Here is a 26,902-nt window from a genome sequence, read left to right as displayed (position 1 = left end):
TCCAAAAAGTGTAGTTATATTTTATCACAAATTATTTCTTGGTAAAAGATAAAACTTTGTTCACGCTTCTTAAAATACTTTTGTAGAAAAAAGATATTGAATTTTTGTAGAGCCAAAAACCACACACGATAGCCAAAAATGTATACCATCTAATAGTATAGTAGTTTATAAAATACAAACATGAAATTACTGCAATAGTGGATAAAGTAGAAGACATAAAAAATAGTAAATCTCTTTTGCGCCTTTTCAAGGTTTTTTTGAAAAAGAAGGTATCGTATATTAATCCAACTACCGCCCCAATAATCAAACAAGAAAGAAAGTCTGAAAGCTGATCAAAAACGCCCTGCATTTTTTCAGCCTCTTTACTTAAAAAGTCTTCCAATCAGTCCTTTTTTGGGCGGCTCACCATATTCAAGTGAATAAACTTGACCTTCTATAAATACCTCTCCTGTCTCTGTATTGATTTTGTTTATCTTCAAATCAAATCCTTTGATGATGAGAAGTTCTTCGTCAACCACCAACATGACGTTATTATCGTCAAAGCTTTCAACATCGTCAACGCCGTTTATTGTAATCTTTTCTCTGTTCTCTATAAGAACATTGTGAAACTTTGACTTTACATTTTTTCTATCATCAGCTACCATTTTGATTTTCCTTTTAAACACATACAAGTTACATAATAAACTATATTCTCTTTACTATCAAAATATGACCCAAATCTACTCAATCACCTCATACATATTGCTCGCAAGATTTTTTTGAACCTTTTCATCCACACTTGTAACCCTGCATTTAAAAATCTTATCACCAAAGCGCACCTCAATAATATCGCCAACCTTTACCTCTGTCGAAGGTTTTGCCACCTTGCCATTTACAAAAACTCTTTCACTATTGCATGCTTCTTGAGCAAGCGTTCTTCTTTTGATAATTCTCGACACTTTTAGATATTTGTCTATCCGCATTCTTGCAAACCCTCACCCTTTTTTGTACACAAAAATTTAGGGCTGCAGCTCTTATTTTCTCATTTTTGCTGCAGCCTTAACACTAAAAATTCACAGCCCCTCTTTAAAAATCTTACTTTGCAACAGCGTCTTTTAACATCTTGCCTGCTTTGAATACAGGAACTTTAGTTGCTGGAATCTTAATCTCTTCCTGTGTCTGTGGGTTTCTTCCAACTCTCTCTGCCCTTTCTCTTACTTCAAATGAACCAAATCCGACAAGCTGAACCTTTTCCCCCTTAGAGAGTGCCTCTGTAACAGCATCTACAAACGCATTGAGTGCCTTTTCTGCGTCCTTTTTGGTAAGCCCACTCTTCTCTGCCATTGCCGATACTAAATCTGTTTTGTTCATTACTTCTTACCTCCTCGCGTATTTTGTAATGTTCTAAATCTTTCTATTCTATATTTATATCAAAAATCCTTCTTTTTTCAAGCCTTTTTTAAATTTTTTTTGCCTCTTCCCAAAATTTGTCCATATCTTTTAACGTCATCTCATTCAATTTTTTACCTTGTTTTTCTGCTTGTTCCTCTACATAAGAGAATCTGGTTATAAACTTTTGTATTGTTTTGGAAAGTGCTTCTTCAGGATCTATGTTAAAAAACCTTGCAACATTTACAACCGCAAAAAGAACATCACCAAGTTCCTCTTCCAACTTGTCATGAGCGCTATTTTTCGACAAACTCTCCTCAAACTCGCCAAGTTCCTCATATACCTTTTTTAAAGCATCTTTGTAATCTTCCCAGTCAAAACCAACTTTCGCTGCCTTCTCTTGAACTTTATAGCTTCGCATAAGAGCAGGAAGGTGTTTTGGAATACTTTGCATTGCCTCACTCACTGTTTTGATTTCTTTCTCTTTACTTTTTATTCTGTCCCAATTTTGCAAAACCTCATCGGCAGTTTTAAAATTATCTTCTCCAAACACATGAGTGTGTCTTTTTTTCATTTTTTGGCATATATCATAGATTACCTCGTAAATATCAAAAGCGCCTCTTTCCTGAGCTATCTTTGCGTGGAAGACAACCTGCAAAAGCAAATCTCCCAACTCTTCTTTAAGTTTACTGTAGTCATTTTCATCTATCGCCTCAATAACCTCATATGTCTCTTCAATCAAGTATCTTTTTAGACTGTTATGCGTCTGCTGTCTATCCCATGGACATTTCTCACGCAAGATATCCATTATTTTGACCAGTTCTTCAAAGTTTGCTCTCATTTTAATTTCTCTCCTCTACATTTAAAAGGTGCTTTGGTATTTATAGACTATATTATACCACTATTTTTTGAGACAATCTGCTCTTTTTTTGCAGAATACTTCTTCTTTGTCGCTTCACCACCCCGAATATGTCTTTCTTGCTTATTTTTCTCAAGAATCGCCCTTACCTGCTTATAAAGCCATTTGTTTATTTTATTAAGACGGTGGGTAAGATCATTGTGAACTGTTGACTTTGACACACCTAAGACCTTAGCAACCTTTCTAACAGTTGAATTGTACCTAATTAAAAGTTCAGCTGCTAAAAGCGCCCTTTTTTCTATATCCTCTTTCAAAACCTTGTCCTCCAAAATTGCTTTCTACTTAGGATTATATGCACCAAAACTTTTTTGTTTGACCCAAAGTTTCTATCCTGTTGGCATTCTGTTGAATCTTTACAGGGTATTTTCAAAGATATCTGTAAATAGCAATGATTAAAAAGGTACCATGAAGCACCGACAACTATTTAAAAACCAAAGAAAGGAAATAAAAAAACGGGTGGCAACCTTGCTTCCAGTTTCCACCCGTTTTTGTGTGTAATTAGTACTTTGTAAGATATGCATCAATCTCCCATTGATGTACCTTTGTTCTGTAGTCGTCCCATTCAAGTTTCTTTGCTTCCAAGTATTTTTCAAATATATGGCCACCCAAAGTTTCTCTCATGAGCTGGCTATTCTCAAACTCTTTAATTGCCTCCTCAAGGCTTCCTGGCAGGCTACCAATGCCACGCTTTGCCCTTTCTTCATCGGTCATAATAAAGATGTTCTCTTCAATTGGCTCTGGTGGCTCAATCTTATTCTTTATTCCATCAAGCCCTGCTGCTAAAACTGCTGCAAATGCAAGGTATGGATTTGCTGATGGATCTGGACATCTCAGCTCAACTCTTGTTGCTTGACCTCTCTTTGCTGGAACTCTTATAAGTGGGCTTCTGTTTCTTGGTGACCATGCAATGTAAACAGGAGCTTCATAACCTGGCACAAGTCTCTTGTATGAATTTACAAGCGGATTTGTAACAAGTGCAAACTCTCTTGCGTGTTTCATAAGACCACCAATGAAATAGTATGCTTCTTTTGAAAGTTGAAGCTTGTCATTTGGGTCCAAGAACGCATTCTTGCCATCAGAAACCCTTGCAAGAGACATATTTGTGTGCATACCAGAACCGTTAATACCAAATATTGGCTTTGGCATGAATGTTGCATGAAGCCCATGTCTTTGTGCAATTGTCTTTACAACAAGTTTAAATGTAACAACGTTGTCAGCTGTGTAGAGTGCGTCATCATATTTGAAGTCAATCTCGTGCTGGCCAGGTGCAACCTCATGGTGAGATGCCTCTATCTCAAATCCCATTTCCTCTAATGTCAAAACCATATCTCTTCTTGCATCCTCGCCTAAATCAACCGGGGCCAAATCAAAGTATCCGCCTTTGTCATGTGTCTGCAAAGTTGGATTGCCATTTTCGTCTGTCAAGAACAAGAAGAACTCAATCTCTGGACCAACATAGAATTTAAAGCCCATTTCCTCTGCTTTTTTGAGCATCTTCTTCAAAACACCACGTGGACAGCCAGGGAATGGTGTACCATCTGGTAGATATACATCACAAATAAGTCTTGCGACCTTGTTTGGTGTTGGTCTCCATGGAAAGATTGTAAATGTATTTAGGTCTGGTCTTAAATACATGTCTGATTCTTGAATTCTTACAAACCCTTCAATTGATGAGCCGTCAAACATAACCTCATTGTTCAGTACAGCTTCCAGCTGCTCAACTGGAACAGCAACGTTCTTTAAAATACCGAAAATGTCTACAAACTGGAGTCTGATAAATTTAACATCCTGCTCTTTGCAGATGCGAATAATGTCTTCCTTGGTGTAGTTCTTCATCCGACCTTCCCCTCCATTTATTAGATTTTTTTGATTCTATAAACAAAAAAGGACAAAGGCATCCCACTCCACTTGAGAACGCCTTTGTCCTCACGTTCATTATTATATTACATTCAGTATAAAATTGCAATATCTATTTTTAAATTTCATACTCACTCTATCCACCTCAAAATATCTTTAAACCTTATACATTACGCAGGCTGTGGCTGTGCATCTTCGAATACAAGCTTTCTGAACTCTTCGCCTGTTAGTTTTTCCTTCTCTAAAAGTGCATTCGCCACCTTGTGTAGTTTGTCAATGTTTTGTTTGAGGATCTCTTCAGCTTTTTTATAAGCCTCTTCAATTATGCTCTTGATTTCTCTGTCTATCTCAGCTGCAACCTCCTCAGAGTAATTTCTTGCAAGTGCAAGGTCTCTGCCTAAAAATACCTCTTCCTGCTCTGTCCCAAATGTCATAGGACCAAGTTTATCAGACATGCCATACTTTGTAACCATATCCCTTGCAATCTTGGTTGCACGCTTTATGTCTGATGATGCTCCAGTTGATACATCCTCCAAAACAAGTTTTTCTGCTACCCTTCCACCAAGAAGAGTAATAATCTCCCTCATCATATCAGACTTTGATGCATAAAACTTATCCTCTTTTGGCAGATACATTGTGTACCCACCAGCATATCCTCGTGGTATAATTGAAACTTCATGAACAGGTTCTGCATCAGGAATCATGGTTCTTACAATCGCATGACCTGCTTCATGGTATGCTGTAAGTTTCTTTTCTTTTTCTGTGTACACTCTGCTTCTCTTTTCAGGACCCATCAAAACCTTTGCAACAGCCTCTTGGACTTCTTCCATGTTGATTTGTTTTTTGCTCTTTCGCGCAGCCAAAAGCGCAGCTTCATTTAAAAGGTTCTCAAGGTCTGCACCTGTAAACCCTGCTGTTATCTTTGCTATTTGAGAAAGGTCAACATCAGACCCGAGTGGTTTGTTTCTCGCGTGGACCTTTAAAATCTCTTCTCTTGCCTTTGCATCTGGAATGTTTACAACAATCTGCCTGTCAAATCTACCAGGTCGCAAAAGCGCAGGGTCTAAGATGTCGGGTCTGTTTGTTGCTGCCATGACAATTATTCCCTCATTTGTTCCAAAACCATCCATCTCAACAAGAAGCTGGTTTAAAGTTTGCTCTCTTTCGTCATGGCCTCCGCCAAGCCCTGCTCCTCTGTGACGACCAACTGCGTCTATCTCATCTATAAATACAACACAAGGTGCATTTCTCTTTGCCTGGTCAAATAAGTCTCTTACCCTTGCAGCACCAACACCAACAAACATCTCAACAAAGTCAGAACCAGATATGCTGAAAAACGGAACACCTGCCTCACCCGCAACAGCCTTTGCTAAAAGCGTCTTACCTGTGCCAGGTGGTCCGACAAGTAAAATACCCTTTGGAATCCTTGCACCAAGCTCTATATACTTCCTCGGATTTTTGAGAAAATCTATAACCTCTTTTAACTCTTCCTTTTCTTCATCAGCACCTGCAACATCAGCAAATGTCACTTTCTTTTTTAAGTCCTGAATGGTCTTTGCTCTTGATTTTGTAAAAGACATTATTTTACTGCCGCCGCCTTGAGTCTGCTGGAGCATGAAGATCCATACAAAAATCATAAGTCCTGCAAAAATCAACATTGGTAAAAACGTTGATAGCCACCATGGAACCTGAGGAGGTTCTTTTGTCACAATCTCTACTTTCTTTGATTCAATTGCTGGCTGTATCTGGTCTAAAAACTTGTCAGGTGACGGCACAAATACATTGTCAAACTTTGTTCCATCCTTATACTGTCCAGAGACATTGTTATAGCTAAGTATTATCCGTGAGACTTTTCCATCATTGATGTCATTTATTAACTCTGAGTAAATGACGTTTCTCTTTTCACTCATATTCCAAAGCTGGTTGTAACTAAGCCCACCACTTAAAATGTCAACCAGCAATAAAATTACCAAAGCAATTAAAATGTAAATTGTTGCTGTTTTGAATAAGTTCCTCAATTGTAGATAGGCACTCCTTTCAATTTATAAAGTTAAACTTTAAGGTTTTCTCACTCTAAAACACCAATATAAGGTAGATTCCTATAAAGACCTGCATAATCCAGACCATACCCTATAACAAACTTGTCTGGTATCTCAAACCCTTTATAATGTATCTCTACATCAACCTTTCTTCTACTTGGTTTGTCAAGCATGGTACAAATCCTGAGACTTCGCGGTCTTCTCCCTTTTAAGTATTCCGTGATGTATTTTAGAGTAAGGCCTGTGTCAACAATGTCCTCAACAAGTAAAACGTCCTTTCCTTCAATGCTCGTGTCAAGGTCTTTGAGTATTCTGACTATACCTGACGAAGAGGTTGAATTACCATAGCTGGAAACAGCCATGAATTCTATCTTAACAGGAATTGTTATTTGCCTCAGCAAATCTGCCATGAACACAACTCCGCCTTTTAATATGCACACCATCAAGAAATCATCACTGTCTTTATAGTCCTCAGATATTTTCTGACCAAGCTCTTTTACTTTTTGACGAATCTGCTCTTCTGTTATCAAAATCTCTTTTACTTTCATTGTTATGTCTTTCACTACCATCAAACTCCTTCCAGTTTTGTGAATTTTATCTTTAAAAATTGCCTTGTTTGTGGTTTTACTTTATATTTTTGATTTATTGTTACTGCATTTGAATATATATCAAATATGACAATTACTTCACTGTCTTTGGTAATAAGTGGAATATTATCTCGCCAACGCTTCGGAATCTTTTTATCAATAAACCATTCTTTTAGTTTTTTCTTACCCACTTTTAGCTGTATAAAATCACCATCTCTTCTTGTTCTGAAAAATAGTTTCCCATCAACTATTTGCTCAGCATCAATATAAATGCTATCTTCTTTTTCCTTTTCATTTGTAACTTTAAATTTGAATTCAAAATTTCTATATCTTATATCATACTCCTCTTTTAATGGAATTTCAAAGCAAAAGGTTTTCTCCTCTGCCTTTTTGTAAAATACAATAGCTTCATTTTGCTTCTCAACAATCAAATCATCAAATACCTTCTTTTTACCAGAAGGAAGTGAAAAGAGCTTTAATACGTCTTCAACTATCTCAACTGAAATTGGCATGTCAAACTCTTTGAGAGTCCTTTTTACAAGTCTTCTCTGTAAAAAAGGTTGTAAGGTGATTACGTGTTTTATGTCAAGGACATAGTAAAAATCTTCTTTCCTGACACACTCATTAAAAGCGTCTTCAACAAGTTCATTTATCTGGATATTTTCATCTCTTATTATATTTATTGTCCTGAAAATAGTATCAATTACTCCGTCTCCAAATTTTTCTTTCACGACTGGTAAAATCTCGTTTCTTACGATATTTCGCTTATACTTTGATGAAAAGTTTGTCTTATCTATGACATACTTTATGCCATTTTCTTTCGCATACTCTTCAATCTCTTCTCTTGACATATATATAAGTGGTCTTGCAACAATATCGCGCACAGGCGGGATTGATGCAAGACCATCAAGTCCGCTTCCTCTGAATAGATTCAAAAAGAAGGTTTCAACAACATCATTTTTATTATGTCCTAATAAAATCTTGCTGAGTCCTAAACTATTTACAAGTTCATAAAAAAAATTGTACCTTGCAAGTCTTCCTGCTTCTTCTTCCGAAAGTTTTCGTTCTTCTTTGATCTTTCTAACATCAATTGACCTTGTTATACATTTAATATTATACCTCTTACAAGTATCAATTACAAATAGTTCATCCTCTATTGCCTCTTGTCTTAGCATATGGTTAAGGTGCGCAACAGTAATATCAAGTTCATACTCATCCTTTAATCTGTATATACAATCCAAAAGCACCATTGAATCAATTCCACCAGAACAGCCAATTAAAACCTTGTCGCCTTTTTTGAGCATATTATGTTTTTCAATTGTCCATCTTACCTTTTCTAAAAAGTCCACTTTCAAAGCACCTCAAACACAAACCTCTAAAAAGATTTTTATATAGAAACGCTCTTTAGGACATTTTCAAACTTCTTTATCTTTGCCTCTTTTTTCCACTTTTCAAGCAAGCTTTGGAAATATTGTTGTTTTTTCTGAGTTTCTATTGTTGATTTTATCTCGTCCTTTACATCGTTCAAAGCAAGCTGTTTTCTATCTGTCACCTTTATAATGTGAAACCCATAGCTTGTCTTGACAATTCCACTTATCTCGCCAATGCCAAGAGAAAATGCTACATCCTCAAATTCTTTTACCATCTCACCTTTTCTAAAATACCCAAGGTCTCCTCCTTTTTGTTTTGTATTCTCATCCTCAGAATACTTTTTAGCAAGTTTTTCAAAGTTCTGCCCATTTTTAATCATCTGCAAAACTTCTTCTGCTTTTTTCTTCTTTGTAGCTTCCTCTTTTGAGTCTGAAACTTTAAATAGAATATGACTTGCCTTTACCTGGATATAATCAGACTTATGTGAATTATAGTAGCTTTCTATCTCAGACATAGAGGCTGTTTGATTTTTTGTTAGCTCATCAAAAAGCTTTGAGACAATCTGTGATTTTATAATCTGGTCTTTGTACTCATCCTCTGTTGCGCCAATGGTTTGAAGATATTGTTTAAACTGCAGTCCGTTTTGTGAGTCATTTTTATACTGGTTAATTTGGTCTTCTATTGCCTTTTTCTCCTGAGCAGTTAATGTGATATTTCTCTTTTTAGCTTGCTGAAGTTCTATCTGTCTTACAATAAGACCATCGAGTACATTCTCCTTTATCTGCTCCTCATAAGTCTTGCTACCAACCTTCTGTGCCAAAAAAGCTTTGTCAAGTCCATAGTAATCAATTTGAGACTTGTAGTTGATAGAAAATTCCTTTTTAGTAATCTTCTCACCATTTACAATGGCAACAGCTCTGTTCTCATCAATGTACTTTACTATCTCTGGAGTTACGGCAATGAGGATTATCAGTAGCACAACAGCCACAGATGCAAAAATCGCAATCTTTGTTTTTTTGGTCATCTATCTCTTCTCCTTTGTCTAAAGTATTTTTTGATAATAACAATATTATAAAACAATGAAGGATTATTTTAAAGCACCTGTTCCTCAGCAAACTTTTTCAGCTAAATCTTCCAAAAGATTTACTAAAAAGTCCAAAGAATCTTTCGACAAAGAAAATATCAATGTGCCATCTTTACCTTCGCTGTACAAAATACCTTTTTCACAAAGCAAGGTCTTGATCAAAGTAACGTTTTCTTGTGCCCCAAATTGCAACTTAACCTTTTCACTATCGTTTTGTGAAATAGAGAGAATTCCTAATCTTTTGCAGAGGAACTTAATATAAGCAATTTTTATGAGATTGTCAACCTCTTTTGGAATATCTCCAAATCGGTCAATAAGCTCATCATAGATTTCTTGAACATCTTCTTTTGTATCAATAGAAGAAATCTTCTTGTACATGTTAATTCTTTCCTTGTCATCATCGATATATTCACTACTAATATAAGCATTTACCTTTATATCTATCTGCGGCTCAATCTCCGGCTGGATATCTTCGCCTTTGAGCCTTCTAATCTCTTCTGACAAAAGTCTTATATACATGTCATAACCAACAGCATTAATGTGCCCATGTTGGAGCTTCCCCACAATCGAGCCTGCACCTCTTATTTCAAGGTCTCTCATTGCAATCTTAAAACCTGAGCCCAGCTCTGTAAACTCCTTTATAGCAGAAAGCCTTTTTGCAGCCTCCTCAGAAAGCACTTTGTCTTTTCTGAATGTGAAATATGCATACGCAAGCTTATTTGATCGCCCAACCCTTCCACGAAGCTGGTAAAGCTGGGCAAGACCAAGTCTGTCTGCATCCTCCACAATGAGTGTATTAACATTTGGCATATCAACACCTGATTCAATTATTGTTGTGCAGACAAGTACGTCATATTTGCCGTTTATAAAGTCAATAAGCACCTCTTCTAACTGTCTTTCATCCATCTGACCATGCGCATAGGCAATCTTGATATCTTCCCCTAAAAGTGCTTGAAGCCTATTTACCACTTCTTCTATATCTTTTACCCTGTTGTAAAGGTAAAATACTTGACCCCCCCTTGAAACCTCTTTTAAGATTGCTTCTTTTATCACCTTTTCATTGTACTCCATGACAAAAGTCTGCACAGGAAACCTGTCTTCTGGTGGGTCTTCAATAATACTCAAATCTCTTATACCCAAAAGTGCCATGTTAAGTGTCCTTGGAATCGGTGTTGCTGTAAGAGTCAAAACGTCCACATTTTCTTTTAATTTTTTTATCTTTTCCTTGTGTTCAACTCCAAATTTGTGCTCCTCGTCAATAATCAAAAGCCCTAAGTCTTTGAACTTTACATCATTTGATAAAAGTCTATGAGTTCCAATAATTATATCAATTGTACCGTCTTTTAAAGCTTTTAATATCTTCTTTTGCTGGCTCTCACTTTTTAAACGCGAAAGCACTTCAATTGTTATTGGAAAATCTTTCATTCGTTGTACAAATGTCATATAGTGCTGCTGAGCCAAGATTGTAGTTGGAACAAGCACCGCTACCTGCTTTGAGTCCATCACAGCTTTAAATGCTGCGCGCATAGCAACTTCTGTCTTGCCATACCCAACATCACCACAAAGAATCCTGTCCATTGGCTTTTCGCTTTCCATATCTTTTTTAATCTCCTCGATTGCCTGAAGCTGGCCTTCTGTTTCGGTGTACGGAAACTTTTCTTCAAACTCCTTTTGCCAGATGGTGTCAGGCGAGAACTTAAAACCTTTTTTGAGCTGCCTTTTTGCATACAGCTCAACTATGTCTTTTGCCACAACCTCAAGTGACTTTCTGACTTTTTGTTTTTGTTTTTGCCACTCTAAAGTTCCAAGCTTTGAGAGTTTGGGTTCTGAATCATCAGTACCTATATATTTCTCAATTACATCCAAGTTAGTGGTTGGCACATACAAGTAAGAGTTATTAGCGTATTCAAGTTTCAAATATTCTTTTGTCACACCCTCAACAGTGATCTTCTCAAATCCCAAAAATTTTCCTATACCATATGTCCTATGAACAACATAGCTTCCGTATTTTAAGTCTTCAATTGTATAAAACGTTTCTTTTTTTGATTTTGGCCTTTTTTTTACATCTTTTCCTTTTTTCTTTTCAACATTGAAAAAGCTAAGGCAAACCCATTTTAAGTTTTGTATTTCAATCCCTTTTTCAACCGACCGTGGAAGAAGATAAACTCCCTGTCTATCTGTTAAAACTTCATCTGCCTTGTTAAACTCTATTCTACTCTTTTCAAGTTCTGATTTTAAATCCTCGAGTGAAGTCTCACTTCCAGCAAAGACATTTATCAAATAACCCTTTGACTGGTAATACTTTATATCCTCTATTAAAAGTTCTTTTTGACCATTGTATGAAGGAATCTCCCGGAGATTATTAAAAGAAAAGATATCTTTTACTTGAATCTCTTTTATGCTTTGCGCAAACGTTTGAAGGATAATTGAAGAGGAAAGTTTTTCCAATATGTCATAGACTTTGAAATAGCACCCTGCCATTTTTGGCAGAACATATCCTTTTTCTAAAAGGTCTTTGTAAAGATCTTCAGTCTGCTCTTCAAAAGTTTTCAAGCTGCCGTAAACCTGAGTATACTCGTCAATTATAACAAAGCAATCGCCGAAAATATCAAAAATGGACCTAAAATTTTGGTAATAATAGGGATATAGTCTATCAATTTTGAGTTCAGCTCCATCTATTACATCTTTGAAACTTTCTTCTAAGTTTTTTCTTGCGTCACCTTTGAGTTTGTTTTGAAGTTTTTTAAAATCTGCTACTATCTTTTTAATACCATCCGAAAAGTCAATACTTAAATCCCACTCACAAGCTTTATAAATCTTTACATTAGAGACCCTTTCAAACGACTTTTGAGTCTCAACATCAAAATACCTTATAGTGTCAATTGTATCACCAAAGAATTCTATTCTAACAGGGTATTTGCTGAAAATAGGGTATATATCTACTATTCCACCTTTTTGAGAAAATTGACCTTTTTTCTCAACAACCTTAACTCTTTCATAACCATACCTTGTAAGTGTGGTTAAAAATTCCTCAAAGCCTAACTCCTTGTTCTCTTCAAGGATGAGAGACTCAAACTTAAAATCAGAATACTTTTCAAGCAAATTTTGAGGGCTTAAAATAAGCACATCAAATCCTTCTTCAAAAATTCTGACAAACTCCTCCGCCCTTTGGATCTCAGAGTCCTTGCTCTTTGCAAATGAGTTTATAAGAGGATTTTCTCTCTCTTGTAAAACTATTACCTTGTCAAAAAGATTTTTAAACCTCTTTTCCCACTCACTTTTGCTTTTTTGATGCGTTATAAAGAGAACCTTTTTGTTAAATTTTTGACATATTGCATGGACCAAGAGGGCCTTCCCCATTTCGCCAAGGTTTGTGACAAGTATGGGAAGGCGCTTTTTTAAAATTGCTTCCTCAACTTTCAAAAATTCATCAAGTTTTTCAAAAATTTTAAGCAAATCTACACCACCACATCTCCATTTATATAGTTCATAGCTCTGTCAATGCCACTTTCGAGTAAAATCTTAATACCTTGTGCTGCCTTTTCAATAGCTTTGAAGATCTTTTGTTTCTCAAAATCTTCAAATTCTGACAGTACATATTTTACCATATCCTCCTTTGGCACTCCAATGCCAATTCTAATCCTTGGAAACTCTTCTGTGCCAAGGCGCTGGATGATAGACTTTACACCGTTGTGCCCACCATCTGAGCCTTTTTTTCTCATCTTAACAACTCCAACATCAAATGCAATGTCATCGTAGATGACAATTAGCTTTTCAGGCTTTATTTTGTAGAAGTTTACTGCCTCTACAATACTATCACCACTTGAGTTCATGTATGTCATGGGTTTTAAAAGAAGTACTTTCTTGTCAGCATACTCAAAACTTCCAATAAGTCCTTTGAACTTTATTCTGTCCACTTTTGTGTTGAAGGCCTGTGCTAAATAATCAATTGCCAAAAAACCTGCGTTGTGGCGTGTAAAAGTATATCTCTCTCCAGGATTCCCAAGCCCAGCAATGATGTAATCCAAACTCAAATTCACTCCTTTTTTATAAAAATTAGGCTGCCTTTCAAATTTTGAGCAAAAGACAGCCTTTACATTCATTTTATTACAAAAAATCTTTCTATATAAGTTATCTATTTGGTTTTGTGCTGATGTATTCATCAAACAAAGTCGAAATTGCAACATCTTCATATATTCGGTTAATTGCCTCAGCAAACAGGTCAGCAACAGAGAGCACTTTAATTTTGTCTATTCTCTTTTCAGGTGGCAGAGGAATAGTGTTCAACACAATCAGCTCTTTAATTGGCGAGTTTTGGATTCTCTCAACAGCAGGACCAGACAAAACCGGGTGTGTACAGCAAGCATAAATCTCTTTTGCGCCATAGTCCATGAGAGCCTGTGCTGCTGCAACAATTGTCCCTGCTGTGTCTATCATATCATCAACCATTATGGCAGTCTTGTCCTTCACATCACCAATAATGTTCATTATCTCAGCGACATTTGCCTTGGGGCGTCTTTTGTCCACGATAGCAAGCGGCAAATCAAGCTTTGTTGCAAAGTTGCGAGCTCTTGTAACACTTCCCAAATCGGGTGATACAACAACTGCATTCTCAAGATTGACATTTTCAAGGAAGTATTTTGCCAATATCGGAACACCAATCAAATGGTCAAGAGGGATGTCAAAAAATCCTTGAATCTGTGGCGCATGAAGGTCCATTGTGAGTACCCTGTCAGCACCAGCAGAGGTAATCAAGTTTGCAACAAGCTTTGCAGTAATTGGGTCACGAGCTCGGGCTTTTCTATCTTGTCTTGCATATCCATAGTAAGGAATTACAGCTGTTATTCTTCCGGCTGAGGCTCTTTTAAAAGCGTCAATCATAATTAAAAGTTCCATGAGATTCTCATTGACAGGGTGGCATGTTGACTGAACAACAAACACATCCGCCCCACGCACAGTTTCATTAATCTTAACTGAAATCTCACCGTCTGAAAACCTGCCTATTTCTGCATCGCCAAGTTTTTTGTTGAGCTTTTTGGCTATTTCTTCTGCTAACTCTCTGTTAGAATTTCCAGCAAATATCTTTATCTCTTTGCCATGTGTTATCACTTTTTTTACCCCCAGCACAAAAGTTAATTTAAACATCTTTTATGCGCAATCTATATTATAACACAAAAAAATAATCCATCTTTAAAATATTTTTAAATTTTTTTCATCTTTAAAAAACTACCTGCTTTCATACATCTGTTTTCGTCTCAGTACCCAACCCTCTTTGTTTGTCTGCCTCTCTCTCGCAATTGCAAGCGCATTTGCTGGCACGTCCTCTGTTATTGTAGAACCTGCTGCAATGTAGGCATTTTCTCCAATTTTAACTGGCGCAATGAGATTAGAATTGCAACCTATAAAGGCATTGTTCTCCACAACTGTTCTGTGTTTTTTATATCCATCATAGTTTACAAATATTGTTCCGCAGCCTAAATTCACATTCTCGCCAATATCAGCATCCCCAATGTATGTAAGATGGGCTGACTTTGTGTTCTTGCCAAGTTTAGAATTTTTTACCTCAACAAAGTTGCCAATCTTTACTCCTTCTTCCAAGAAACTGTTTGGTCTCAGGTGCGCATATGGTCCTATCTTGACATTATCCCTTATTTCAGAATTTTTTATCACAGAAAACTGGATATGACAGTTATTTCCTATTTTTGAGTCTACAATGTAAGACTGTGGACCAATTACACAGTCCTCCCCAATTGAAGTTTTGCCAAGGATAAACGTACCCGGATAAATTACTGTATCCTTTCCAATTTGAACATCTGGATGAATATAGGTATTATATATGTCTATTATCTGCACGCCTCTTGAGAGATGTTCTTTATTTATCCTGAGTTTTAACTCCTGCTCAGCAACAAAAAGCTCATACCTTGAGTTAATTCCCATAACCTCAAAATTGTCTTCTACAGTTACTTTTACAACCTTTTTGCCACTTCTGTTTAGTATCTCAATGGCATCTGTTAGATAATACTCATTCTGGCTATTTTTATTGTCAATCTTGCTCAAAACATTTACAAGCTCTTGTTTCTCAAAGCAATAAAAGCCAGGGTTTATCTCTTTTATTTTTCTTTGTTCTTCAGTTGCGTCCCTCTCCTCAACAATCTTTATTACATTGCCATTTTCATCTGCAATTATCCTACCATAACCGTATGGATTTTCAAAAATAGCTGTCAGAAGACAAAGTGCTGCAGCTTCCTCTTTTCTCTTTTGAGAAAGCTTTTTTAAAGTATCAGCCTTTATAAAAGGTACATCACCGTACAGTACAAAAACATCCTCTGAATCATCTGAAATTTCGCTCATTGCACACATAACAGCATGTGCTGTGCCAAGCTGTTTTTCTTGGTATGCAAATCTTACATTCCTTCCTTCTAAAACTTTGTAGACATCCTCTTTTTTGTTTCCTACAACAACTACAATCCTACCGTCTTCAAAGTTTTTCTCAATCTCGTCTATTATATAAAGTATCATAGGCTTTCCCATAATCTTTTGGACAACCTTGGAATATTTAGATTTCATTCTCTTTCCTTCGCCAGCAGCTAAAATTATAAACGTACTTTTCTTGCTCATTTTCCATCACCTTTTTTCATTTTCCTCAAATTTTACAACTTCTATACCAGCTTCTTCAAATATCTTTTGGCTCATCTCATCTGGATATGAGCCTTTGTAAATCACCTTTTTGATACCAGCATTCACTATCATTTTAGCACAAATCACACATGGATAGGTTGTTGTGTAAATAACGCTGCCGTCGATATTTACGCCCATTTTAGCAGCCTGGATTATCGCATTTTGCTCAGCATGAAGTCCTCGACAGAGCTCGTGCCTCTGCCCTGACGGGACGTTCAGCTTTTCTCTCAAGCAACCTACCTCTTCACAGTGAGGCAGGTTACTTGGTGCACCGTTGTAGCCTGTTGCTAAAATCCTCTTGTCCTTAACAATTAGTGCTCCAACTTTTCGCCTCAAACACGTTGACCTTTCCTTTACAATATCAACAATCTGCATAAAGTACTCATCCCAGGTAGGTCTCATTGTATTTCCTCCAACTTCTGTTTTTTACTTTGTACCAAAGAGCCTATCCCCTGCATCTCCAAGTCCGGGTACAATGTATCCATGGTCGTTTAGCTTCTCATCAACTGCTGCACAGTACAGTTCAACATCCGGATGGGCAGATGTCAATCTTTCAATCCCCTCCGGTGCTGCAATCAGGCACATAAGTTTTAGGCTCTGTGGGTTGTACCTTTTGATGTAGTCAAACGCAGCAGAAGCAGACCCGCCTGTTGCAAGCATTGGATCAAGCACAATTATGTCTCTTTCATGCACATCTTGAGGAAGCTTGCAATAATACTCGACAGGTTTTAGGGTCTGTGGATCTCTGTAAAGACCAATATGCCCAACCTTCGCTGCAGGAATGAGTTTCAAAAGCCCGTCAACCATGCCAAGCCCAGCTCTCAAAATTGGGACAATTGCAAGCTTTCTGCCTGAGATCACCTTGCATTTAGCAACTCCAACAGGTGTTTCAATCTCGACTTCTTTTAGTGGCAGATTCCTTGTCACTTCATATGCCATTAGCATTGCTATTTCTTCCACAAGCTCTCTGAACTCTTTGCTACCTGTATTCTTGTCACGAATCAATGTAAGTTTGTGCTGAATCAATGGATGGTCAAACACATATACATTCTTTTTGTACTCAACCATAAACCTTTCTCCTTTCTGTTAATTTTGGAAACTATTATTTAATCCTGACCATTTTCAATTTCATGGATCTTGTCAACTCTTCTTTGGTGCCTTCCACCTTCAAATTGGGCTGACAAAAATCTATCAACAATTTCACATGCAAGTCCTTCTCCAATAACCCTTGCACCCATTGCAAGGATGTTTGCATTGTTATGAGCACGGGCTGCCTTTGCTGAAAATGTATCATGACAAAGGGCAGCTCTGATGCCTTTTATTTTATTTGCAGCAATAGAAATACCAATGCCTGTGCCACAGATTAAAATCCCAAAGTCAAACTCGCCCTTTTTAACTGCAACTGCCACATCCCTCGCAATGTCTGGATAGTCACAAGACTCTTCTGAATATGTGCCAAAATCTTTGTACTCAATTCCTCTTTTGTCAAGATGCTTCTTTACAGCCTCTTTTAATCTAAAACCTGCATGGTCAGCCCCAATTGCTAATTTCAACTTCATCTCTCCTCCTATTTAAAGACTTTATTGGTACATTTTTTATAATACAGAGCACAAAGATGGTTGATATCTTTGTGCTACATTTAAGCTAAAATCAAAGCTTTCAAACACACCCTTTTCTTTTAAGATGGATTTTACAGTCATCAGAGCAACATCAGGGTGGTTATTCTCCTCACTCAGATGCCCCAAGTAAATCCTCTTTGTCCTCTCAAGATTTAGTTTTAAAATCATCTGTGCTGCCTGCTCATTTGACAAATGCCCAATATCGCTTTTTATCCTCTGCTTTAAATAATAAGGGTAAGGACCAGTCAATAGCATCTCAATATCGTGGTTTGCCTCAAGCAGGATAATATCAGAAAAATCAATCTTTTGAGCAACATTCTCATTTACGTGCCCCAAATCGGTTGATATTGAAATCTTTTTTCTACCAAGATAGAAGCAAAAGCCCATCGGGTCTTTTGCATCGTGGGGAATTGAAAATGTGTCAATGCCAATGTTCCCAATTGAAAAACTTGTACCTGTCTCAATCAAATGTACATTTCTTTCGTCAACCTTGCCAATGGAATTTTTTATAGCTTCCCAGGTTTTGTAGTTTGTTATAATTGGTACATTCAGTTTTCTAAAATACACTCCTGCACATTTAACATGGTCAGAATGGTCGTGGGATAGTAAAATGGCATCAATTTTTTTGTTAAAGCCAATTTTATTCAAAGCGCATGTAAGCTTTCTAAAACTCACACCCGCATCCACCAAGATTGTGGTATCTTTGTATGAAATTAAGATTACATTGCCACTGCTGCCACTATAAAGTGGACAAAAGACTATTTCATAAGACATTATGCTCCTTCCCCTTTTGCTTTAAACTCTTGAGACTCTTGCCCCTAAAAGTTTGAGTTTATAATCTATATTCTCATACCCCCTGTCAACATTTTTTGTATTGTATATCACTGTTCTTCCTTTTGCAGCAAGCCCCGCAACAATCAAAGCAGCACCAGCTCGAAGGTCAACTGCTGAAACCTCTGCACCCTGCAAACTCTCAACACCTTCAACAATCGCCACTCTTCCTTCAACTTTGATATTTGCCCCCATCTTTTTTAGCTCATCTACATACTGATACCTGTTTTCCCACACACCTTCTGTAACAACACTTGTTCCACTGCAAAGGCTCAAAAGCACTGTCATCTGGGGTTGAAGATCAGTGGGAAACCCAGGGTATGGCATTGTCTTTATACTTGAAGCTCTCAGTCTTTCTTTGCACCTCACTTCAATACTGTCTTCATATACATTTACCTCAGCACCCATCTCAAGCAGCTTTGCAGTCAGGGATTCTAAATGTTTTGGGATTATGTTTTTTACTCTAATGTGTCCCTTTGTTGCACATGCAGCTATCATATATGTACCAGCTTCTATCTGATCGGGAATGATCGCGTATCTTGTAGGGTGCAGCTCTTTCACACCTTCAATTCTAATGACGTCAGTTCCTGCTCCTTTAATCTTTGCACCCATGGCATTTAGGAAATTGGCAACATCAACAACATGAGGCTCTTTTGCCGCATTTTCTATTATTGTTGTACCCTTTGCCTTCACAGCTGCAAGCATGAGATTAATTGTGGCACCAACAGACACAACATCTAAATAGATTTTAGTTCCAACAAGTTCTTCTGCATATGCCTTTATCATACCATTTTCAATTTTAACATCAGCACCAAGCGCTCTAAAACCTTTTATATGCTGATCAATTGGACGGGCACCAAAATTGCACCCGCCCGGCATTGCAACCTCTGCCTTGCCAAAACGGGTAAGAAGCGCTCCAATCAAGTAGTACGAAGCTCTTATTTTACGAACACTTTCATAAGGGGCTATATAACTTTGTAAATTGCTTGCATCTATCTTCAATGAATGATTGTCATATTCAATTTTTGCTCCAAGTCGCAAAAGTATATCATCCATTGCAAATACATCTTCAATCAGCGGGAGATTTTCAATTATACTCTCTCCCTCCGCCATCAGGGCAGCAGGAATCACAGCAACTGCAGCATTTTTTGCACCATTTATTGGAACCTCTCCAAAAAGGGGATATCCTCCTTCTATGATTAGTTTTTCATGATTTGGTTTCAAGTTCTTGCACCCTCTCTCTAAAAAGGCTTTTCACTATTCCCATTCTTTTATATTATATCTATTGTAGCGAAATATGAAAAGAAGAATATTCTTTTTTGAGCAAGTTGGCAATTGTCTAAAATGGACAATAGACTTTTCTATTGAAAAAATGATATCATAAAGTCAAAATAGAAATTGGTGGCTGGTCTTTAAAAAAAATATTGAGGGGATGATAGGATTTGAAAATTGGGGTTGTTCAGATGAAAATTTGTAATTCGTTGGAAAGAAACTTCTATAAAATACTCTATTTTTTGGACAAAGCAAAAAGCGAACAAGTGGATTTAGTGTGTTTTCCTGAGATGGCGCTGACAGGTTATAACATTGAACTTTTACAATCTCAAGATTTGAATAGAATAGTGTTAACTTCTTTAGAAGAAGTATCAAAAAAGTGCACAGAATATTCAATCTGCAGCATAATAGGCCACCCTTTTAAACATGAAGACAAGCTATTTAACAGAGCAACAGTAATCTTCCCAACAGGTGAAAGCTTGAAATATGATAAGATTCATCCAACTGAGCTTGAAAAGAAGATATTCTCGCAAGGCGAAGAGACTCTTGTATTTGAATTCAAGCAGAAAAGATTTGGCATTGCAATCTGCAGAGACCAAAACTTCTATGAAATATTCAAAAAATATAAAGAAGCTGGCTGCAGTGGTGTGTTCATTTTAGCTGCACATTTTTACAGTCCAAAAGAGGCAAGGTGGAAGATTGACAAAAATAAAGCTATCCCTATAACAAGAGCTGTAGAAAATGGGTACTTTGTATTTTTAGCAAATGCAGTAGGACCTCATTTAAATATGATAAGTCTTGGACACAGCTTAATTGTAGATGGTGATGGCTGTGTGGTATGCGAAGCAGATGAAGCCGGTGAGTATCTTTTGACAGTAGAGATTTGAGGTAATTTAACTTATAAAAATAACAGGGCTGTCACTTTTTGCCCAAGACAGCCCTTTTTATATCTCAACCAGAATCACATCTTCACCAATCTTTTTTATCCTATCCCATGGAATTACATAGTCTTTTTCTTTTGAAAAGATACTTCCTACAGAAAAAGGCGCAGGGACAACAATAGCATCAACTTTGCCTGTTTTAACATTCACCTCTAAATCACAAACCTTTCCAAGTTTTTTACCGTCTGATATATTTATCACATCTTTCTCTCTCAAATCAGACGACTTGAACATTTCTATCACTTTTTTTAAAACCGTATCTTTTATCATTATATGCAAAAACAACTTCTATAGTTAAATCTCGGTTATTATAGGAATTATCATAGGATTTCTGCGTGTCTTTTCAAACAAGAAATTCTTTAGATTATCTTTTAATATAACCTTTATAGCATTTGGTTCTGTGATATCGTTTTTGCTACAGAAGTACAAAACATCCTTTATCACTTTTTTTGCCTCTTCAATTAGTGGCTCAGACTCTTTTATATAGATAAACCCCCTTGAGATTATCTCTGGCCCAGCAATTACATCTCTTGTTGATGAATCAATTGTGAGAACCACAATGAAAAGTCCATCTTGAGCAAGATGACGCCTGTCACGCAACACCACATTCCCAACATCACCAACACCAAGCCCGTCAACAAGCACATTTCCTGCCTGGACCATACCAACAACCTTTGCAGAATCTTTTGTTATCTCAAGTACCTTACCATTTTCTAAAACAAAAACATTTTTTTCTCCAAGTTCCATTGCAAGTTTAGCATGGTGGATCAAGTGCTTGAACTCCCCATGCACAGGCACACTATATTTTGGCCGTGTTAAATTGTGTATAAGCTTTATCTCTTCCTGGCATGCATGACCCGACACGTGAATATCATCGATGTCTTCATAAATCACCTGTGCACCCTGTTTGAAAAGATCGTTTATTACCCTGTTGACAAACTTCTCATTGCCAGGGATTGGCGCAGCTGATATTATCACAACATCGCCTGGTATAATTCCCACTTTTTTGTGTTCAGCAGAAGCCATACGCGAAAGAGCCGACATTGGCTCGCCTTGGCTACCTGTTGTAATAAGCACTATCTTATTGGGCGGATAGTTTTCAAGCTCATCAACATCAACCAGCATCCCATCAGGCATCTTCAAATATCCAAGCTCAAGCGCCTTATTAACAACATTTACCATACTTCTCCCCAAGACACAAATCTTTCTACCTTGTTTTTCAGCAGAGTTTATCACTTGCTGGACTCTGTGAATATGTGATGAAAATGTTGCAACTATGACTCTTCCTTGAGCTTGAGAAAATATCCTATCAAAGGTAGCGCCAACAGTCTTTTCAGAAAGAGTAAAACCAGGGCGTTCAGCATTTGTTGAGTCGCACAAAAGTGCTAAAACACCTTGCTTACCCAGCTCTGCAAACCTAATCAAATCTATTGGCTCACCCTCAATTGGTGTAAAGTCCACTTTAAAATCGCCTGTGTGGACGATGCTACCGAGCGGTGTGTGAATAGCAATTGCAACAGAGTCTGCAATGGAGTGTGTTGTTCGGATAAACTCCACTCGCATATTGTTAAAACTAATCACATCGCCAGCTTTGACAGTAAAGAGCTTGACAGAGTTTAGGTCTATCCCAAACTCCATAAGCTTTATTTCAACAAGACCAAGGGTAAGTTTTGTTCCATAAATAGGGATGTTTAAATCTCTTAAAACATATGGAATTGCTCCTATGTGGTCTTCGTGTCCGTGTGTCAGTATCAGTGCTCTTACCTTTTCCTTATTTTTCACTAAATACGACACATCAGGTATAACGAGGTCAATGCCAAGCATTTCATCTTCTGGAAACGCAAGACCACAGTCAATTACAACAATTTCATCGTCTACCTCAACCACTGTCATGTTCTTGCCAATTTCGTTCAAGCCTCCAAGCGGAATAATTCTGATTCTATGCTCTGTTCTTTTTCTCATAAAAATTCCTCCAAAAAATAAAAATAAATAAAGACATTTTAAAAAAGCCCTTACGAAAGAGACTTTCGCAAGAGCTTTTTAAAACTTAACAAATAAAGCTATATACAAAATATTAAGCTCTCTTTGGTTTTGTCTGAAGTTTCTTTCTTGTACTCCTTTCCCAGTCGAACCAAAGCGCAGTTGCTATAAATATTGAGGAATAGATACCAGATGTAACACCTATCAACAGTGGCAGAGCAAACTCTTTTATTGATTGAACACCCATCAGGTACAGCACAAACAATACAATTATAACAGTTGCAGCAGTTGAAAGTGACCTTCCTATTGTCTGGTTCATGCTAAGATTTACAAGGTCTTTTAAATCCATTTTTCCTTGAATTCTTCTATTTTCTCTTATCCTGTCAAACACGACAATGGTGTCGTTTATTGAATAACCAACAACAGTCAATATTGCTGCAATAAAGGTTGAGTTAAGAGGAATTCTAAATAAAGTGTATACAGTTAACATTATCAAAATATCATGCAAAAGTGCTGCAACCGCTGTTGTACCAAATTTAAACTCAAACCTTATTGCAATGTAGATTAGCATCAGGATTGAAGCTATCACAACAGCCCAGATAGCCTGAGATTCTAACTCAGACGATACAACAGCACCAACATTTTGGTATGAAACCAAATCTTCTTTTTTGAGATTGTACTTTTTAGCTATAGCATCAAAAAGCTTGTCACGTGTCTCTTTCGAAAGCTCTGTTCTCTTTTTACCATGCACCTCATGTGCATTTATCATAATCTTTTTTCCATCTTCAACCTTTCTGACAATAGGTGTCTGCGTTCCTGTAATCTGCTTTGTCAACTTTTCCAAATCAGCAATCTCAGCAGCGCTTGGAACTTTATGAAGGTTTATCTCTAAAACTGTACCGCCTGTAAAATCTATGTCGTAGTTGAACCCTTGAATTATATATGAAACAAGACCTATTACCATCACTAATATTGACAGAACGTAGAAAAACTTTCTCTTACCCATAAAATCAATGTTTGTCATCAAGCGCGCACCTCCCTGGTTTTCTTACCGCCATACCATCTCATATCCTTGAAAAACCCTGTGTTTATGATAGATACAAGCAAGAACCTTGTGACAGTAATTGCAGTAAAGAATGAAACAACAATACCTATTGTAAGTGTCCAGGCAAAACCCTTGATTGGACCTGTACCAAGGAATAAAAGCACAAGTCCTGCTATGATTGTTGTTATATTTGAGTCTATGACAGCATTTAGTGCACGTCTAAACCCCGCATCCATTGCAGCTTTTAGTGTTTTTCCAGCTCGGAGCTCTTCCTTCATTCTTGCAAATATCAAGATGTTAGCATCCACTGCCATGCCGGCAGAAAGAATTATACCCGCAATACCAGGGAGGGTAAGTGTTATTTTTGCGTACCCTACTATTGCAACAAGTATAACAACATATGCAACTAATGCAATATCTGCAATCAACCCTGGCAGCCTGTAAAAGATTATCATAAATAAGAATACCAAAAGAAGTCCTATAATACCTGCTTTTAATGTTGTCCTCAAGGCTTCATTACCCAAAGATGGTCCTATCGCCCTGCTTTCTACAACATTTAAAGCAAATGGCAGTGCACCTGCTTTGATTTGCTGGGCCAATGTCTTTGCTTCTTCTAAATCTTTCATACCCCTAATTATGGCTTCGCCATTTGTAATCTCCTCTTCAACTGTTGGATTTGATATTAATTTACCATCTAAATAAATTCCAATATTCTGCCCTAGGTACTTTCTTGTCCCCTCTGCAAATTTCTTAGTTCCTTCTTTGTTAAATTTAAGAGCAACTACATAGCCTGCTGCTGTCTGCTGAGCGTATGCATCAACCACATCTCTACCTGAGACAATCAAATCACCCTGAGGACCTTTGAATTCAATCAATGCTGTTCTCCCTATATATTGAATAGCCTCGTCAGGATCTTTGACACCTGGAATTTCTACCCTGATTCTCTTTGAACCCTGCAAAGTTGCGGTTGCATCATAAAAGTTTCTCATATCAAGCCTTGTACGAATTAGCTGGACAGCTGATTCCATCTCTCTTTTTGTTGGATTTTCTTTTGCTGCCTCATAAACAATATATACCCCACCTTTTAAATCAAGCCCATATCTTATGACATCTTTCACTGATGGTATGCTTGCCGTTCCGATATTCAGACCAAAAAAGACTATGTAAAATGCAAAGGCGATTATGAGGCTTGCTATCAAAAACTGTGCCAAGCTCCTATTTTGCATAACCCTTTCTCCTTTCTTTCTACTTGTTGTGAAAGCTTACAAACTCAGTTTCATTTTTAACATTACAGTCCTTTTAGTATTATAATCCTTAAATTAGTCTAAAGTCAACAAACTAAGCTTACTATTTACAAATATTTTTATAATCATTGCTAAGTTCAATGTACTCTTTTGCAGAAATCCTTATTCGTTCTATTTCCTCTTGCGTCAGCTCTCTTATAACCTTTGCAGGTCTCCCAAATACAAGTGTATTTGGTGGAATAATTGTATTTTGAGTAATAAGGCTCCCTGCACCAATTAAGACATTGTTACCTATTTTGCTTCCATTCATTATTATAGAGCCCATACCAACAAGTACATTATTTCCTATATCGCAACCATGCAGCACTACATTGTGACCAATTGTTACATCATCACCAATTATGACAGAGCAGCAATGATCAGTGTGGATTGTGGTCAAATCTTGGATATTTGTATTCTTGCCAATTACAATTCTGTTTTCCTCACATCTAATAACACAGCCGAACCATACACTTGAATTTTCTCCAATCTCGACATCGCCTATTATGGTTGCGTTTGGTGCAATGTAGCAACTTTGTGCAATCTTTGGTGTTTTACCTTTATAAGTAATAATCATTTAACCTTCAATCCCCTTTTCCATAAGGTATAGTTTTGCAGCTATTGCAACCTCCACCCTCTTTCTTTCAAGTTCACAAGAGACGGTATACGATTTTTTGACATCACCGCACATGTTGTAATTTGCAGCAGCACACCCTCCACTACAGTAAAACCTTGCCCAGCAGTTTGAGCACTCCTCTTTTTCATATACATTGTTTTTCTTAAACTCTTCAACTAAATCAGCCCGTGTAATCCCATCAAAAACTGTTCCAAGTTTAAACTGTGGCTTGTCAACAAATTGATGGCAAGGAAAGATATTGCCGTCAGGATCAACTGCAACATATTCAAACCCAGCACCACAGCCGCTTAGGCGTTTTGATACACACGGCCCACCAGCAAGGTCTATATTGAAATGGAAGAAGTTAAATCCTTCCCCTTTTAGTTTCGCACTTACATACTCTTGCGCCAAGATATCATACTCTTCTTTTATTCTCTCAACATGCTGTGGCAAAATAGCCCATGGACTTTTTACGTCTAAAACAACAGGTTCAACAGAAATCTCTTTTATGCCAAGACTATAAAGGTGCAAAACATCTTTTGAAAAGTCAAGGTTTTTGGAAGTAAATGTCCCTCTTACATAATAAGTTTTCCCATTTCGTTTTTGTATAAACTTCAAAATCTTTTGTGTAATTACATCATAAGTTCCGCTACCATGCCTGTCAATTCTCATAAAGTCGTTTACCTCGGGCCTTCCGTCATGGCTCAATACAACATTTTCCATATTTTCATTCAAGTATTCAATAATCTCATCATTAAGAGCGGTTGCATTTGTTGTCAGCGTAAAGGATATATGCTTATCATACTTCTTCTCTTCTCTTGCATACTCAACAATCTTTTTGATGGTCTCAAAATTCAAAAGAGGCTCGCCGCCAAAAAAGTCAACCTCTAAATTCTTCCTTGAACCAGAGTTTTTGAGCAAAAAGTCAATTGCCTTTTTCCCAACATCAAAGCTCATAAGCTTTCTTTCCTGTTTGAAACTCCCGGTCGAAGCAAAACAGTACCTACATCTTAAATCACAGTCGTGCGAAACGTGAAGACAAAGAGCTTTTATAACAGGATTTCTTTTTTCAATGAGATTCAAATCCTTATACTCATCTTCAGTGAATAAAACCCCTTCTTCAATTAACTTCTCTACTTCATTTACTGCTTCTTCAATCTCATGCCTGTCAAAACCTAAACTATCATATACTCCCTCAAATGTATTGTTTTTGTCAAAGTACTTTATCACTTCAAATGCAACATCGTCCACAGTAAAGATTGAACCAGAGGCAACATCTAAAACAATGTTTAGGCCAAATTTTTTAAAAGCGTGAATCATCTTGAAAAGATTTTTCCTCCCATAAAAGATTAAATAGCAAGACCGGGCTGCCTCAAATCTTCAATTGACAGCCCATATTCCTTTATTTTCCA

Annotated in this window: 27 protein-coding genes; 1 reads left to right on the top strand and 26 read right to left on the bottom strand. The window is 37.1% G+C overall.

Annotation, left to right across the window (positions count from 1 at the left end):
- Positions 1–31 precede the first annotated feature (31 nt).
- The 20 genes from yabQ to PGC14_RS01530 form a co-directional block, all read right to left on the bottom strand.
- Entirely contained in the window at positions 32–349 is a 318-nt protein-coding gene (yabQ, locus tag PGC14_RS01625; RefSeq protein WP_039766017.1) for a spore cortex biosynthesis protein YabQ, read from the bottom strand.
- Positions 350–362: 13 nt separating this feature from the next.
- Entirely contained in the window at positions 363–644 is a 282-nt protein-coding gene (locus PGC14_RS01620; RefSeq protein WP_011916755.1) for a YabP/YqfC family sporulation protein, read from the bottom strand.
- A 75-nt stretch (positions 645–719) separates the two neighbouring features.
- Positions 720–962 (bottom strand): RNA-binding S4 domain-containing protein, encoded by a 243-nt coding sequence (locus PGC14_RS01615; protein ID WP_039765982.1) that lies wholly within the window; start codon positions 960–962, stop codon positions 720–722.
- 112 nt (positions 963–1,074) lie between these two features.
- Entirely contained in the window at positions 1,075–1,350 is a 276-nt protein-coding gene (locus tag PGC14_RS01610; RefSeq protein ID WP_039765984.1) for an HU family DNA-binding protein, read from the bottom strand.
- 88 nt (positions 1,351–1,438) lie between these two features.
- The gene (mazG, locus tag PGC14_RS01605; protein WP_271629361.1) at positions 1,439–2,209 is read right to left on the bottom strand and encodes a nucleoside triphosphate pyrophosphohydrolase; all 771 of its coding nucleotides are present in this window, start codon (positions 2,207–2,209) and stop codon (positions 1,439–1,441) included.
- 47 nt (positions 2,210–2,256) lie between these two features.
- A complete protein-coding gene (locus PGC14_RS01600) occupies positions 2,257–2,541 on the bottom strand; it encodes a sporulation transcriptional regulator SpoIIID (RefSeq protein ID WP_271629360.1) in 285 nt (94 codons plus the stop codon).
- Positions 2,542–2,785: 244 nt separating this feature from the next.
- Positions 2,786–4,123, bottom strand: coding sequence for a type I glutamate--ammonia ligase (gene glnA, locus PGC14_RS01595; RefSeq protein ID WP_039765990.1), 1,338 nt, complete (start codon positions 4,121–4,123; stop codon positions 2,786–2,788).
- A gap of 191 nt (positions 4,124–4,314) precedes the next feature.
- Positions 4,315–6,162, bottom strand: coding sequence for an ATP-dependent zinc metalloprotease FtsH (gene ftsH, locus PGC14_RS01590; RefSeq protein WP_271629359.1), 1,848 nt, complete (start codon positions 6,160–6,162; stop codon positions 4,315–4,317).
- A gap of 50 nt (positions 6,163–6,212) precedes the next feature.
- A complete protein-coding gene (hpt, locus tag PGC14_RS01585) occupies positions 6,213–6,746 on the bottom strand; it encodes a hypoxanthine phosphoribosyltransferase (RefSeq protein ID WP_127351305.1) in 534 nt (177 codons plus the stop codon).
- 5 nt (positions 6,747–6,751) lie between these two features.
- Positions 6,752–8,119, bottom strand: coding sequence for a tRNA lysidine(34) synthetase TilS (gene tilS / locus PGC14_RS01580; RefSeq protein ID WP_271629358.1), 1,368 nt, complete (start codon positions 8,117–8,119; stop codon positions 6,752–6,754).
- Between the two features lie 38 nt (positions 8,120–8,157).
- A complete protein-coding gene (locus PGC14_RS01575; protein ID WP_039766000.1) occupies positions 8,158–9,165 on the bottom strand; it encodes a peptidylprolyl isomerase in 1,008 nt (335 codons plus the stop codon).
- Between the two features lie 84 nt (positions 9,166–9,249).
- On the bottom strand, positions 9,250–12,681 hold the full coding sequence (gene mfd, locus PGC14_RS01570) for a transcription-repair coupling factor (RefSeq protein ID WP_271629357.1): 3,432 nt from the start codon (positions 12,679–12,681) through the stop codon (positions 9,250–9,252).
- A gap of 2 nt (positions 12,682–12,683) precedes the next feature.
- Complete coding sequence (gene pth / locus PGC14_RS01565) at positions 12,684–13,253, bottom strand: aminoacyl-tRNA hydrolase (RefSeq protein ID WP_039766004.1); 570 nt, start codon at positions 13,251–13,253, stop codon at positions 12,684–12,686.
- Positions 13,254–13,356: 103 nt separating this feature from the next.
- Positions 13,357–14,334, bottom strand: a complete 978-nt coding sequence (locus PGC14_RS01560) for a ribose-phosphate diphosphokinase (protein ID WP_127351301.1) — start codon at positions 14,332–14,334, stop codon at positions 13,357–13,359.
- 117 nt (positions 14,335–14,451) lie between these two features.
- Positions 14,452–15,843, bottom strand: a complete 1,392-nt coding sequence (gene glmU / locus PGC14_RS01555; RefSeq protein ID WP_271629356.1) for a bifunctional UDP-N-acetylglucosamine diphosphorylase/glucosamine-1-phosphate N-acetyltransferase GlmU — start codon at positions 15,841–15,843, stop codon at positions 14,452–14,454.
- A gap of 6 nt (positions 15,844–15,849) precedes the next feature.
- On the bottom strand, positions 15,850–16,305 hold the full coding sequence (locus tag PGC14_RS01550) for a deoxycytidylate deaminase (protein ID WP_011916741.1): 456 nt from the start codon (positions 16,303–16,305) through the stop codon (positions 15,850–15,852).
- A 24-nt stretch (positions 16,306–16,329) separates the two neighbouring features.
- Positions 16,330–16,971 carry a uracil phosphoribosyltransferase gene (gene upp / locus PGC14_RS01545; protein ID WP_127351299.1) on the bottom strand — a complete coding sequence of 214 codons (642 nt, stop codon included), beginning with the start codon at positions 16,969–16,971 and terminating at the stop codon, positions 16,330–16,332.
- 38 nt (positions 16,972–17,009) lie between these two features.
- Positions 17,010–17,456, bottom strand: coding sequence for a ribose 5-phosphate isomerase B (gene rpiB, locus PGC14_RS01540; protein WP_271629355.1), 447 nt, complete (start codon positions 17,454–17,456; stop codon positions 17,010–17,012).
- Positions 17,457–17,498: 42 nt separating this feature from the next.
- Complete coding sequence (locus PGC14_RS01535; protein ID WP_271629354.1) at positions 17,499–18,296, bottom strand: MBL fold metallo-hydrolase; 798 nt, start codon at positions 18,294–18,296, stop codon at positions 17,499–17,501.
- Between the two features lie 21 nt (positions 18,297–18,317).
- Positions 18,318–19,577 carry a UDP-N-acetylglucosamine 1-carboxyvinyltransferase gene (locus PGC14_RS01530; RefSeq protein ID WP_271629353.1) on the bottom strand — a complete coding sequence of 420 codons (1,260 nt, stop codon included), beginning with the start codon at positions 19,575–19,577 and terminating at the stop codon, positions 18,318–18,320.
- A gap of 218 nt (positions 19,578–19,795) precedes the next feature.
- On the opposite strand from PGC14_RS01530, the gene PGC14_RS01525 reads away from it, so the two are divergent.
- Entirely contained in the window at positions 19,796–20,512 is a 717-nt protein-coding gene (locus PGC14_RS01525) for a carbon-nitrogen hydrolase family protein (RefSeq protein WP_271629352.1), read from the top strand.
- A gap of 57 nt (positions 20,513–20,569) precedes the next feature.
- Here the strand turns inward: PGC14_RS01525 and PGC14_RS01520 are convergent, their stop codons facing one another.
- From PGC14_RS01520 to scfB, 6 genes are all read right to left on the bottom strand, one after another.
- Positions 20,570–20,800, bottom strand: a complete 231-nt coding sequence (locus PGC14_RS01520) for a YlmC/YmxH family sporulation protein (RefSeq protein ID WP_039763478.1) — start codon at positions 20,798–20,800, stop codon at positions 20,570–20,572.
- A 60-nt stretch (positions 20,801–20,860) separates the two neighbouring features.
- Positions 20,861–22,528: a ribonuclease J gene (locus tag PGC14_RS01515; RefSeq protein WP_271629351.1), complete on the bottom strand. Its 1,668-nt coding sequence runs from the start codon at positions 22,526–22,528 to the stop codon at positions 20,861–20,863.
- Between the two features lie 112 nt (positions 22,529–22,640).
- Entirely contained in the window at positions 22,641–23,570 is a 930-nt protein-coding gene (gene secF / locus PGC14_RS01510; protein ID WP_271629350.1) for a protein translocase subunit SecF, read from the bottom strand.
- Positions 23,570–24,817 (bottom strand): protein translocase subunit SecD, encoded by a 1,248-nt coding sequence (gene secD, locus PGC14_RS01505; RefSeq protein ID WP_271629349.1) that lies wholly within the window; start codon positions 24,815–24,817, stop codon positions 23,570–23,572. Before secD ends, secF begins: the two co-directional genes overlap by 1 nt.
- Positions 24,818–24,938: 121 nt before the next feature.
- The gene (locus PGC14_RS01500; protein WP_011916731.1) at positions 24,939–25,451 is read right to left on the bottom strand and encodes a gamma carbonic anhydrase family protein; all 513 of its coding nucleotides are present in this window, start codon (positions 25,449–25,451) and stop codon (positions 24,939–24,941) included.
- Positions 25,452–26,810, bottom strand: coding sequence for a thioether cross-link-forming SCIFF peptide maturase (gene scfB, locus PGC14_RS01495; RefSeq protein WP_271629348.1), 1,359 nt, complete (start codon positions 26,808–26,810; stop codon positions 25,452–25,454).
- Between the last annotated feature and the right edge of the window lie 92 nt (positions 26,811–26,902).

Source organism: Caldicellulosiruptor sp. DIB 104C (assembly GCF_028198085.1).
Taxonomy (GTDB): Bacteria; Bacillota; Thermoanaerobacteria; order Caldicellulosiruptorales; family Caldicellulosiruptoraceae; genus Caldicellulosiruptor; species Caldicellulosiruptor saccharolyticus.
This window is presented reverse-complemented; position numbering and strand designations above follow the sequence as displayed.